At 51.5% G+C, this 12,041-nt stretch carries 7 protein-coding genes, 3 tRNA genes and 3 rRNA genes; 2 read left to right on the top strand and 11 right to left on the bottom strand.

Going from position 1 to position 12,041, the window contains the following annotated elements; genetic code table 11:
* Positions 1-109 precede the first annotated feature (109 nt).
* From HV261_RS02220 to ilvL, 4 genes are all read right to left on the bottom strand, one after another.
* A complete protein-coding gene (locus HV261_RS02220; protein WP_202037327.1) occupies positions 110-1,039 on the bottom strand; it encodes a branched-chain amino acid transaminase in 930 nt (309 codons plus the stop codon).
* Between the two features lie 17 nt (positions 1,040-1,056).
* Entirely contained in the window at positions 1,057-1,320 is a 264-nt protein-coding gene (ilvM, locus tag HV261_RS02225; RefSeq protein ID WP_003018017.1) for an acetolactate synthase 2 small subunit, read from the bottom strand.
* A complete protein-coding gene (gene ilvG, locus HV261_RS02230; RefSeq protein WP_202037328.1) occupies positions 1,317-2,963 on the bottom strand; it encodes an acetolactate synthase 2 catalytic subunit in 1,647 nt (548 codons plus the stop codon). The genes ilvM and ilvG overlap by 4 nt, the downstream gene beginning before the upstream one ends.
* Positions 2,964-3,102: 139 nt before the next feature.
* Positions 3,103-3,201, bottom strand: coding sequence for an ilv operon leader peptide (ilvL, locus tag HV261_RS02235; RefSeq protein ID WP_001311244.1), 99 nt, complete (start codon positions 3,199-3,201; stop codon positions 3,103-3,105).
* A 352-nt stretch (positions 3,202-3,553) separates the two neighbouring features.
* Here ilvL and HV261_RS02240 point away from each other — a divergent pair, with 352 nt between their 5' ends.
* A complete protein-coding gene (locus HV261_RS02240; RefSeq protein WP_202037329.1) occupies positions 3,554-5,074 on the top strand; it encodes a YifB family Mg chelatase-like AAA ATPase in 1,521 nt (506 codons plus the stop codon).
* A gap of 25 nt (positions 5,075-5,099) precedes the next feature.
* On the opposite strand, the gene maoP is transcribed toward HV261_RS02240, so the two are convergent.
* The gene (gene maoP / locus HV261_RS02245) at positions 5,100-5,438 is read right to left on the bottom strand and encodes a macrodomain Ori organization protein MaoP (RefSeq protein WP_003018025.1); all 339 of its coding nucleotides are present in this window, start codon (positions 5,436-5,438) and stop codon (positions 5,100-5,102) included.
* Positions 5,439-5,544: 106 nt separating this feature from the next.
* On the opposite strand from maoP, the gene hdfR reads away from it, so the two are divergent.
* Positions 5,545-6,390, top strand: coding sequence for an HTH-type transcriptional regulator HdfR (gene hdfR / locus HV261_RS02250; protein ID WP_202037330.1), 846 nt, complete (start codon positions 5,545-5,547; stop codon positions 6,388-6,390).
* A gap of 102 nt (positions 6,391-6,492) precedes the next feature.
* Here hdfR and HV261_RS02255 read toward each other — a convergent pair.
* The 6 genes from HV261_RS02255 to HV261_RS02280 all read right to left on the bottom strand — a co-directional run bounded on the left by HV261_RS02255 (position 6,493) and on the right by HV261_RS02280 (position 11,793).
* A tRNA-Trp gene (locus tag HV261_RS02255) sits at positions 6,493-6,568 on the bottom strand.
* Positions 6,569-6,620: 52 nt separating this feature from the next.
* A tRNA-Asp gene (locus tag HV261_RS02260) sits at positions 6,621-6,697 on the bottom strand.
* Between the two features lie 55 nt (positions 6,698-6,752).
* Positions 6,753-6,868: ribosomal RNA gene (rrf, locus tag HV261_RS02265) — 5S ribosomal RNA — on the bottom strand.
* Between the two features lie 96 nt (positions 6,869-6,964).
* Positions 6,965-9,871 (bottom strand): 23S ribosomal RNA (locus HV261_RS02270).
* Between the two features lie 219 nt (positions 9,872-10,090).
* Positions 10,091-10,166, bottom strand: a tRNA-Glu gene (locus HV261_RS02275).
* Between the two features lie 85 nt (positions 10,167-10,251).
* Positions 10,252-11,793 (bottom strand): 16S ribosomal RNA (locus tag HV261_RS02280).
* Together the 16S, 23S and 5S rRNA genes with 3 tRNA genes alongside form the textbook arrangement of a ribosomal RNA operon.
* Positions 11,794-12,041 lie beyond the last annotated feature (248 nt).

Raw genomic sequence — 12,041 nt, forward strand, 5'->3', positions numbered from 1 at the left:
TGCGTTGACTGCCTCGCTCCCCCCAGTCACTTACTACAGTAAGCTCCTGGGACTTGCTGCGTTGCCGTCTTCCTGCAACATGAATTATTTTGGGGAAATATTAATTTTGTTATTGGTTTACTGAATCCAACCAGCCGTATTTATCTTCTGTTTCACCGGTGAAGAGGCCAAAGAAGGCTTGCTGGATGCGTTTGGTGACTGGACCGCAGCGGCCTTCGCCCACCTGGATACCATCGACGCTGCGTACTGGGGTGATTTCGGCCGCGGTACCGGACATGAACACTTCGTCGGCCAGGTACAGCGATTCACGGGACAGCACCTGCTCACGCACCTCGATATCGAGATCTTTTGCCAGCTTGATGATCGCGTCACGGGTGATGCCTGGCAGCGCGGAAGAGGTAAACGGCGGGGTAAACAGAATGCCGTCTTTAACTTCAAACAGGTTTTCACCGGCACCTTCGGAGATGTAGCCATTCACGTCCAGCGCAATACCTTCCTGATAACCATGACGACGCGCTTCGCTACCCACCAGCAACGAAGACAGATAGTTACCGCCCGCTTTAGCCGCGGTAGGGATGGTGTTTGGTGCAACACGGTTCCAGGAAGAAACCATGGCATCAATCCCCTGATCCAGAGCATCTGCACCAAGGTAAGCCCCCCATGGGAACGCAGCGATAATCACGTCAGTGGTGTATCCCGCTGGCGGGTTAACGCCCATACCTACATCGCCAACAAACACCAGCGGACGGATATAGGCGCTGGTCAGATTGTTTTTGCGGATCACCGCACGGCACGCTTCCATCAGTTCATCAACGCTCTGAGAGACCGGAAAACGATAGATCTTGGCTGAATCACGCAGACGCTGCATGTGCTCGCGATGACGGAACACCACCGGCCCTTTGTGAGAGTCGTAGCAACGGATGCCTTCAAATACCGAAGTACCGTAATGCAGAGCGTGGGACATCACGTGAACCTTCGCGTCTTCCCAACGAATCATCTCGCCATTAGACCAAATGAAATCAGCTTTTTTCGTCGTCATTTCTCTTCCTTTTGCGCTCAGGCGCGAATTTGTTGTGATGTGGTTGTGCTCTGGCAGATAGCAACATGTGCAACATCTACCAGTTTACTTAACTGACTAAACAGTAAGTCGACCGACCGGGGGCTGGCAACGGTCAATTCGATATTTATATTCTGCGCATCGCTGGCGGCTTCCATATTCATGGAGCACACCTGAAAACCACGATGGCGTACCACGCGTAAAACACGTTCTAACGTTTCCGGATTGAAACGAGCCTCAACGGCGACCTGATGTTGCATCATGATAATTTCTCCAGCATTTCTGAGTTGCTGGCACCTGGCGGTACCAGAGGCCAGACATTCTCAAGTTCGTCGATTGAGACATGAAGCAGGTATGGCCCCTCACTGTTCAGCATCGTGTCGAGGGCCGCTTCAACCTGGTCTTTACGGGTGATGTGTTGACCTGGGATACCGAAGGCACTGGCCAACATGAGGAAATCGGGGTTATCGGTAAGGGTGGTTTCGCTATAACGTTCCTGGAAAAACAACTGCTGCCATTGTCGAACCATACCTAACCGTTGGTTGTCGAGTAAGACGATCTTCAACGGCAATTGCTTGCGTTTTACGGTGCCCAGCTCCTGTACATTCATCATGAAGGAACCGTCACCGGAGATACAGATTACCGTATCATTCGGGCGAGCTACCTGTGCGCCAACCGCGGCAGGTAAACCAAAGCCCATCGTTCCCAGCCCGCTGGAGGTGATGAAATTTTCCGGGCGGGTGTAGGTCATATGCTGTGCAGACCACATCTGATGCTGGCCAACATCCGTTGTAACAACGCTATCCGCAGGTTTACGGTCCGACAGTTGTTTTAACAACAACGGCGCATAGATGGCCTCACCCGGATGGTCATAGCGCCAGGTATGCTCTGCGCGCAGTTCTGCATTGTGCTGACGCCAGGCGTCAACGTTCAGAGGTTGCTGTAATGCCGGTAACAGCGTATTTAAATCGCCCTGTAACGCTACGTGCGCCTGACGCAGTTTGTTCATCTCAGCCGGATCGATATCCATGTGGATCACGCTGGCGTTCGGAGCGAAGGTGTTCAGCTTGCCAGTCACCCGGTCATCAAAACGTGCCCCGACAGCGATCAGTAAGTCGCATTCCTGCACCGCAAAATTCGCGGCCTTGGTTCCGTGCATCCCCAGCATTCCCAGGTAATACGGATAATCAGCGTCAACTGCGCCCAGACCTTTCAGCGTACAAGCGACCGGTAATTGGGTTAGCGCGATAAATTCACGCAGGGCAGGAACCGCCTGCGCCATACCAACGCCGCCACCTACGTACAGAATCGGTTTTTGCGCCTGCGCCAGCATGTTACGCGCCTGCTCAACGTCAGCATGAGGGAATGCGGCCGCATCTTCTACGGTCGTGAAATACGGTTCCAGCGTACCGCTGGCTAACTGGATATCTTTCGGGATATCAACCAGAACAGGCCCCGGACGACCGGAATTCGCCACGTTGAAAGCTTCCGCCATAATGCGCGGTAACTCTTCCAGTGACTGGACCAGGAAGCTATGTTTGGTGCAGGACAGCGACATACCCAGCACGTCCACTTCCTGAAACGCATCGGTTCCGATGAATGGTGCAGCAACCTGGCCGGTGATGGCCACAACAGGAACAGAATCTAACAGCGCATCAGCAAGACCCGTAATCAGGTTGGTAGCACCCGGACCGGAAGTGGCGATGCATACACCGGTTTTACCTGTAGAGCGGGCATAGCCAATTGCCGCCATCGCCGCGCCCTGCTCATGACGGCACAACAGGTGTTCTACGCCGCCGTCATACAACGCATCGTAAACCGGCATAATTGCGCCACCAGGATAACCGAAAACGGTTTTAACCCCTTGTGCACGCAACGCATGTACCACCCACTGAGCCCCATTCATAGTTACATCCCCGCCGTAAATCTTGAGAAACAGAATTTTATGCTACTGTTCACTTTCTGCTCCTCGTGTCTGTTTTTAAGGTCAAAAAAAACCCCCGGACCTTTCGGTGCGGGGGTCTTAGTTCGTTAAGGCTTGTTTTTTAAGCCTTTCCTCGTCCAAGTGCAGCCCCGCACGGTGGGATAATAATCACCACCACGCTAATCACGACCAGGCTAATCACTCGTAGAAGGGCTGTCATTTTTGTATTTTCTTGCATCTTGTTCGAAGGAATGCCTAAAGAGTTACCATAGAATTTGCGAATAGCACAAGATATTTTTGTTTTCATTTTTCTGACGCTGTTAACGGTTTAGATAAATACCGTTGTTTTTTATACAAAAAATATAAAATGAAAATATTTCACGTTTCAGCGCATCAGCACAACCTGCGATCCCTTTCCTCGGCACACTCATACGCATTTGCGAGCGAGATTCCAGACATGGCGCAAGCAATTCCTGATTACACAAAAACACAGGAATAAGCATCTAAAATCATCAATTATGCAGAATCTTGCCGATATCTATTGCGACATAATGTTCCCACCAGGAGGGGTTATGTCACTATCGATTGTTCACACACGCGCCGCACTCGGCGTGAATGCACCAGCCATTACCATCGAGGTACATATCAGCAATGGCCTGCCTGGTTTAACCATGGTGGGGTTACCTGAAACGACGGTGAAAGAGGCTCGCGATCGGGTACGCAGCGCAATTATTAATAGCGGGTATGAATTCCCGGCCAGGAAGATAACCATCAACCTGGCTCCGGCTGACCTCCCCAAAGAAGGGGGACGATATGATTTGCCTATCGCTGTTGCGCTTCTGGTCGCTTCTGAGCAGCTTACAACCCATAATCTCGATACCTATGAGCTGGTAGGCGAATTAGCGCTTACAGGCGCTTTACGCGGCGTTCCAGGCGCTATATCAAGCGCAACCGAAGCGATTCGAGCAGGCCGGCGCATCATTGTCGCTAAAGAGAATGCCGCAGAGGTTGGCCTAATACACGGTGAAGGGTGCCTGATTGCCGATCACCTGCAGGCGGTATGCGCATTCCTGGAAGGAAAACATGATTTAGACAAACCGCAATCTGCAGACTTTACCGCCGCACCTTCACCAGAGGATCTCAGTGATGTCATCGGTCAGGAACAGGGTAAACGAGGGCTGGAGATCACCGCCGCTGGTGGTCACAACCTCCTGTTTATCGGCCCACCTGGTACGGGCAAGACCATGCTGGCCAGCCGCCTGAGAGGATTGCTTCCTCCACTTAGCAACGATGAGGCGCTGGAAAGTGCAGCGATCCTCAGTCTGGTCAATTCCGATACGATACAAAAACAGTGGAAGCAACGCCCTTTTCGTTCTCCCCATCACAGTGCTTCACTAACCGCAATGGTGGGGGGGGGTTCTATTCCCGCACCGGGAGAGATCTCCCTGGCGCATAACGGTATATTATTTCTGGATGAATTACCTGAGTTTGAGCGACGCACGCTGGATGCACTACGTGAGCCTATTGAGTCCGGACAGATCCATTTGTCCCGCACGCGGGCTAAAATAACCTACCCAGCGCGTTTTCAACTGATTGCTGCTATGAATCCTAGCCCAACGGGCCATTACCAGGGAAACCATAACCGCTGCAGTTCAGAACAGACGCTGCGTTATCTTAATCGACTATCAGGACCTTTTCTTGACCGCTTTGATCTCTCCCTCGAAATCCCCTTGCCACCCCCCGGCATACTCAGCCAGAACGCGGTGAAAGGAGAAGACAGCGCTACGGTAAAACAACGCGTTCTGGCAGCTCGGGAACGTCAATACCAGCGGCAAAATAAGTTAAATGCGCATCTGGACAGTCAGGATATACATAAATTTTGCATGCTTCGCAGTGATGATGCGCACTGGCTTGAGGACACGTTAGCTCGTCTTGGATTGTCCATCCGCGCCTGGCTACGCCTGATAAAAGTCGCACGTACCATTGCGGATATTGAACAGTGCGACCATATCACCCGCCAGCACTTGCAGGAGGCCGTTGCTTATCGGGCGATAGACAGGTTATTAATCCACCTGCAGAAATTACAGGCATAAAAAAAGGGCTTACGCCCTTTTTTTATTAATCATCAGATTCGGTGTAATCTTCCGCACCTTCTACCTGAGGTTTCCCGCCAGACAGAGTGTGGAAACGTTTCGGACGTTTAATCCGCGTCATGTACTTGGACCACACACGTTCAGCTTCAGTAACCGGTTCGCGTTCACCACGGCACACCGCAACAAACAATTTTTCTTCTTCAGTTACTGGCTCACGTTTGCCCAGATCCAGCTCGTTGAAGGCATAGCCATGACGCTCAAGCAGCTGTGCCTCTTTAATGGTGAAATCACCATGACGGGAGAATCCGCGGGGGTAATATTTATTGTCGAAATATCGATTAGTCGTCGTAAAGCTTTCCGCCATCCTGCACGCTCCTAATTCTTTGGCCGAGCTATTTATGGCGCGGAGTATTAGTTACGCTTGACAGAGCGTCAAACAAAAGATTTAAATCATCACGACAAATAATTTTATGGAGCGCTTTGTGGATACGGAATTGTTAAAAACTTTCCTGGAAGTTAGCCGGACACGCCACTTTGGCAGGGCTGCTGAAGCGCTCTACCTGACCCAGTCGGCGGTGAGTTTTCGGATCAGACAACTGGAAAATCAACTGGGTGTGAACCTGTTCACCCGACACAGAAACAATATTCGTTTGACCGCTGCAGGTGAAAAATTATTGCCTTACGCAGAAACGCTGATGAATACGTGGCAAGCAGCACGTAAGGAGGTCGCGAATACCTCACGGCACAACGAGTTTTCGATCGGTGCCAGTGCATCCCTTTGGGAATGCATGCTCAATGACTGGTTGCGGCGTTTGTACCAATCTCAGGAGCCACAATCCAGCCTGCAGTTTGAAGCGCGAATCGCTCAGCGCCAGTCGCTGGTAAAGCAGCTCCATGAGCGACAGCTGGATCTGTTAATTACGACCGAAACCCCAAAAATGGACGAATTTAGCAGCCAACTGTTGGGATATTTCACGCTGGCGCTTTATTGCAGTACCCCTTCACAAACCAAAGATGAACTGAATTACCTACGTCTGGAATGGGGACCGGATTTTCAGCAGCATGAAGCGGGATTGATTGCAGGAGATGAAGTGCCGGTACTTACGACCAGTTCTGCAGAACTGGCAAGACAGCAACTTTCTGTAATTAAAGGATTTAGTTGGCTTCCCGTCAGCTGGGCCAGAACCAAAAGCGATCTTCACACGGTTACTGACAGTACGACGCTTTCACGTCCGTTATATGCGGTTTGGCTGCAAAATAGCGACAAACATGCACTTATTCGCGAACTGCTGAAAACAAATATTTTGGAAGATTAACAAAAACGCTGGCAAGGATGCCGGGAAACAATGAACTGGAGGATCTCGAACATAATGTTCAGGTAAAAAAAAATCCTTAGCAAAAATGCTAAGGATTGTTTCTGGCAGGGGCGGAGAGACTCGAACTCGCGACACCCGGTTTTGGAGACCGGTGCTCTACCAACTGAGCTACGCCCCTAAATTTTCTTATCATTAAGCCTGCTTAGTAGCAGGCTTAATTTTCTAATAAGTGGCGGAACGGACGGGACTCGAACCCGCGACCCCCTGCGTGACAGGCAGGTATTCTAACCAACTGAACTACCGCTCCACCGAATTTCTTTGTCACCACCCGGATTATTCATCCCGGTTTACTGCAATTTGATGCCTGGCAGTTCCCTACTCTCGCATGGGGAGACCCCACACTACCATCGGCGCTACGGCGTTTCACTTCTGAGTTCGGCATGGGGTCAGGTGGGACCACCGCGCTACAGCCGCCAGGCAAATTCTGTTTATTAACCCGCCTTGGCCGGTTAATTTAATCTGTTATCAAGCTGAAACTGATGTCTGTCTTTCGCCAAAACATCTTCGGCGTTGTAAGGTTAAGCCTCACGGTTCATTAGTATCGGTTAGCTCAATGTATCGCTACACTTACACACCCGACCTATCAACGTCGTCGTCTTCAACGTTCCTTCAGGAGACTTATAGTCTCAGGGAGAACTCATCTCGGGGCAAGTTTCGTGCTTAGATGCTTTCAGCACTTATCTCTTCCGCATTTAGCTACCGGGCAATGCCATTGGCATGACAACCCGAACACCAGTGATGCGTCCACTCCGGTCCTCTCGTACTAGGAGCAGCCCCCCTCAATTCTCCAGCGCCCACGGCAGATAGGGACCGAACTGTCTCACGACGTTCTAAACCCAGCTCGCGTACCACTTTAAATGGCGAACAGCCATACCCTTGGGACCTACTTCAGCCCCAGGATGTGATGAGCCGACATCGAGGTGCCAAACACCGCCGTCGATATGAACTCTTGGGCGGTATCAGCCTGTTATCCCCGGAGTACCTTTTATCCGTTGAGCGATGGCCCTTCCATTCAGAACCACCGGATCACTAAGACCTGCTTTCGCACCTGCTCGAGCCGTCACTCTCGCAGTCAAGCTAGCTTATGCCTTTGCACTAACCTCCTGATGTCCGACCAGGATTAGCTAACCTTCGTGCTCCTCCGTTACTCTTTAGGAGGAGACCGCCCCAGTCAAACTACCCACCAGACACTGTCCGCAACCCGGATCACGGGTCTACGTTAGAACACCAGCCATTAAAGGGTGGTATTTCAAGGTCGGCTCCACGCAGACTGGCGTCCACGCTTCAAAGCCTCCCACCTATCCTACACATCAAGGACCAGTGTTCAGTGTCAAGCTATAGTAAAGGTTCACGGGGTCTTTCCGTCTTGCCGCGGGTACACTGCATCTTCACAGCGAGTTCAATTTCACTGAGTCTCGGGTGGAGACAGCCTGGCCATCATTACGCCATTCGTGCAGGTCGGAACTTACCCGACAAGGAATTTCGCTACCTTAGGACCGTTATAGTTACGGCCGCCGTTTACCGGGGCTTCGATCAAGAGCTTCTCCTTACGGATAACCCCATCAATTAACCTTCCGGCACCGGGCAGGCGTCACACCGTATACGTCCACTTTCGTGTTTGCACAGTGCTGTGTTTTTAATAAACAGTTGCAGCCAGCTGGTATCTTCGACTGATTTCAGCTCCATGAGTAAATCACTTCACCTACATATCAGCGTGCCTTCTCCCGAAGTTACGGCACCATTTTGCCTAGTTCCTTCACCCGAGTTCTCTCAAGCGCCTTGGTATTCTCTACCTGACCACCTGTGTCGGTTTGGGGTACGATTTGATGTTACCTGATGCTTAGAGGCTTTTCCTGGAAGCAGGGCATTTGTTACTTCAGCACCGTAGTGCCTCGTCATCACACCTCAGCGTTAAAAGAAGTCCGGATTTACCTAAACTTCCCGCCTACATGCTTAAACCGGGACAACCGTCGCCCGGCTAACATAGCCTTCTCCGTCCCCCCTTCGCAGTAACACCAAGTACAGGAATATTAACCTGTTTCCCATCGACTACGCCTTTCGGCCTCGCCTTAGGGGTCGACTCACCCTGCCCCGATTAACGTTGGACAGGAACCCTTGGTCTTCCGGCGTGCGGGTTTTTCACCCGCATTATCGTTACTTATGTCAGCATTCGCACTTCTGATACCTCCAGCACCCCTCACAGGACACCTTCAACGGCTTACAGAACGCTCCCCTACCCAACAACACATAGTGTCGCTGCCGCAGCTTCGGTGCACAGTTTAGCCCCGTTACATCTTCCGCGCAGGCCGACTCGACCAGTGAGCTATTACGCTTTCTTTAAATGATGGCTGCTTCTAAGCCAACATCCTGGCTGTCTGTGCCTTCCCACATCGTTTCCCACTTAACTGTGACTTTGGGACCTTAGCTGGCGGTCTGGGTTGTTTCCCTCTTCACGACGGACGTTAGCACCCGCCGTGTGTCTCCCGTGATAACATTCTTCGGTATTCGCAGTTTGCATCGGGTTGGTAAGTCGGGATGACCCCCTAGCCGAAACAGTGCTCTACCCCCGAAGATGAATTCACGAGGCGCTACCTAAATAGCTTTCGGGGAGAACCAGCTATCTCCCGGTTTGATTGGCCTTTCACCCCCAGCCACAAGTCATCCGCTAATTTTTCAACATTAGTCGGTTCGGTCCTCCAGTTAGTGTTACCCAACCTTCAACCTGCCCATGGCTAGATCACCGGGTTTCGGGTCTATACCCTGCAACTTAACGCCCAGTTAAGACTCGGTTTCCCTTCGGCTCCCCTATTCGGTTAACCTTGCTACAGAATATAAGTCGCTGACCCATTATACAAAAGGTACGCAGTCACCCCATAAAGAGGCTCCCACTGCTTGTACGTACACGGTTTCAGGTTCTTTTTCACTCCCCTCGCCGGGGTTCTTTTCGCCTTTCCCTCACGGTACTGGTTCACTATCGGTCAGTCAGGAGTATTTAGCCTTGGAGGATGGTCCCCCCATATTCAGACAGGATACCACGTGTCCCGCCCTACTCTTCGAGTTCACAACACATGCGATTTTGTGTACGGGACTATCACCCTGTACCGTCGGACTTTCCAGACCGTTCCACTACCACACATGCTGATTCAGACTCTGGGCTGCTCCCCGTTCGCTCGCCGCTACTGGGGGAATCTCGGTTGATTTCTTTTCCTCGGGGTACTTAGATGTTTCAGTTCCCCCGGTTCGCTTCATTACGCTATGTATTCACGTAATGATAGTGTGTCGAAACACACTGGGTTTCCCCATTCGGAAATCGCCGGCTATAACGGTTCATATCACCTTACCGACGCTTATCGCAGATTAGCACGTCCTTCATCGCCTCTGACTGCCAGGGCATCCACCGTGTACGCTTAGTCGCTTAACCTCACAACCCGAAGATGTTTCGTAAAACACCATCGTGTTGCGAAAATTTGAGAGACTCGAACACACCATTTATCTGTTCTTATTACGGAGAACAGACACAGTGTGTCGTTTCAATTTTCAGCTTGATCCAGATTTTTAAAGAGCAAATATCTCAAACAAGACTCGGAAGTCTGTTTTGAGATACTTCGGCCGGCGACTTTCACTCACACAAACCAGCAAGTGGCGTCCCCTAGGGGATTCGAACCCCTGTTACCGCCGTGAAAGGGCGGTGTCCTGGGCCTCTAGACGAAGGGGACGTGTCAGTCTCAATCGCAAGACGCCTTGCTATTTACTTTTCATCAGACAATCTGTGTGAGCACTACAAAGTACGTTTCTTTAAGGTAAGGAGGTGATCCAACCGCAGGTTCCCCTACGGTTACCTTGTTACGACTTCACCCCAGTCATGAATCACAAAGTGGTAAGCGCCCTCCCGAAGGTTAAGCTACCTACTTCTTTTGCAACCCACTCCCATGGTGTGACGGGCGGTGTGTACAAGGCCCGGGAACGTATTCACCGTGGCATTCTGATCCACGATTACTAGCGATTCCGACTTCATGGAGTCGAGTTGCAGACTCCAATCCGGACTACGACGCACTTTATGAGGTCCGCTTGCTCTCGCGAGGTCGCTTCTCTTTGTATGCGCCATTGTAGCACGTGTGTAGCCCTACTCGTAAGGGCCATGATGACTTGACGTCATCCCCACCTTCCTCCAGTTTATCACTGGCAGTCTCCTTTGAGTTCCCGGCCGGACCGCTGGCAACAAAGGATAAGGGTTGCGCTCGTTGCGGGACTTAACCCAACATTTCACAACACGAGCTGACGACAGCCATGCAGCACCTGTCTCACGGTTCCCGAAGGCACTAAAGCATCTCTGCTAAATTCCGTGGATGTCAAGAGTAGGTAAGGTTCTTCGCGTTGCATCGAATTAAACCACATGCTCCACCGCTTGTGCGGGCCCCCGTCAATTCATTTGAGTTTTAACCTTGCGGCCGTACTCCCCAGGCGGTCGACTTAACGCGTTAGCTCCGGAAGCCACGCCTCAAGGGCACAACCTCCAAGTCGACATCGTTTACGGCGTGGACTACCAGGGTATCTAATCCTGTTTGCTCCCCACGCTTTCGCACCTGAGCGTCAGTCTTTGTCCAGGGGGCCGCCTTCGCCACCGGTATTCCTCCAGATCTCTACGCATTTCACCGCTACACCTGGAATTCTACCCCCCTCTACAAGACTCTAGCCTGCCAGTTTCGGATGCAGTTCCCAGGTTGAGCCCGGGGATTTCACATCCGACTTGACAGACCGCCTGCGTGCGCTTTACGCCCAGTAATTCCGATTAACGCTTGCACCCTCCGTATTACCGCGGCTGCTGGCACGGAGTTAGCCGGTGCTTCTTCTGCGAGTAACGTCAATGAATGCGGTTATTAACCACATCCCCTTCCTCCTCGCTGAAAGTACTTTACAACCCGAAGGCCTTCTTCATACACGCGGCATGGCTGCATCAGGCTTGCGCCCATTGTGCAATATTCCCCACTGCTGCCTCCCGTAGGAGTCTGGACCGTGTCTCAGTTCCAGTGTGGCTGGTCATCCTCTCAGACCAGCTAGGGATCGTCGCCTAGGTGAGCCGTTACCCCACCTACTAGCTAATCCCATCTGGGCACATCCGATGGCAAGAGGCCCGAAGGTCCCCCTCTTTGGTCTTGCGACGTTATGCGGTATTAGCTACCGTTTCCAGTAGTTATCCCCCTCCATCGGGCAGTTTCCCAGACATTACTCACCCGTCCGCCACTCGTCACCCAAGGAGCAAGCTCCTCTGTGCTACCGTTCGACTTGCATGTGTTAGGCCTGCCGCCAGCGTTCAATCTGAGCCATGATCAAACTCTTCAATTTAAGTTTGATGCTCGTGAATTAAACTTCGTAATGAATTACGTATGTTCACTCAAGAGACTTGGTATTCATTTTTCGTCTTGCGACGTTAAGAATCCGTATCTTCGAGTGCCCACACAGATTGTCTGATAAATTGTTAAAGAGCAGTGCCGCTTCGCTTTTTCTCAGCGGCGCGGGGTGTGCATATTAAGCCATCCCGCCACGAAGTCAAGCATTTAATTTCGCTTTCTTCGCCGGAGTTCTCAGTGGAA

Origin of the sequence: Citrobacter sp. RHBSTW-00671 (genome assembly GCF_014103415.1) — a bacterium.
In the GTDB taxonomy this organism is placed as follows: Bacteria; Pseudomonadota; Gammaproteobacteria; order Enterobacterales; family Enterobacteriaceae; genus Citrobacter.

Excerpts from the sequence above, each read along its gene's own strand:
- HV261_RS02240 (WP_202037329.1), top strand. The coding sequence starts at position 3,554 with ATGTCACTATCGATTGTTCACACACGCGCCGCACTCGGCGTGAATGCA.
- maoP (WP_003018025.1), bottom strand. The coding sequence starts at position 5,438 with ATGGCGGAAAGCTTTACGACGACTAATCGATATTTCGACAATAAATAT.
- ilvM (WP_003018017.1), bottom strand. The coding sequence starts at position 1,320 with ATGATGCAACATCAGGTCGCCGTTGAGGCTCGTTTCAATCCGGAAACG.
- ilvL (WP_001311244.1), bottom strand. The coding sequence starts at position 3,201 with ATGACAGCCCTTCTACGAGTGATTAGCCTGGTCGTGATTAGCGTGGTG.
- HV261_RS02220 (WP_202037327.1), bottom strand. The coding sequence starts at position 1,039 with ATGACGACGAAAAAAGCTGATTTCATTTGGTCTAATGGCGAGATGATT.
- hdfR (WP_202037330.1), top strand. The coding sequence starts at position 5,545 with ATGGAGCGCTTTGTGGATACGGAATTGTTAAAAACTTTCCTGGAAGTT.
- ilvG (WP_202037328.1), bottom strand. The coding sequence starts at position 2,963 with ATGAATGGGGCTCAGTGGGTGGTACATGCGTTGCGTGCACAAGGGGTT.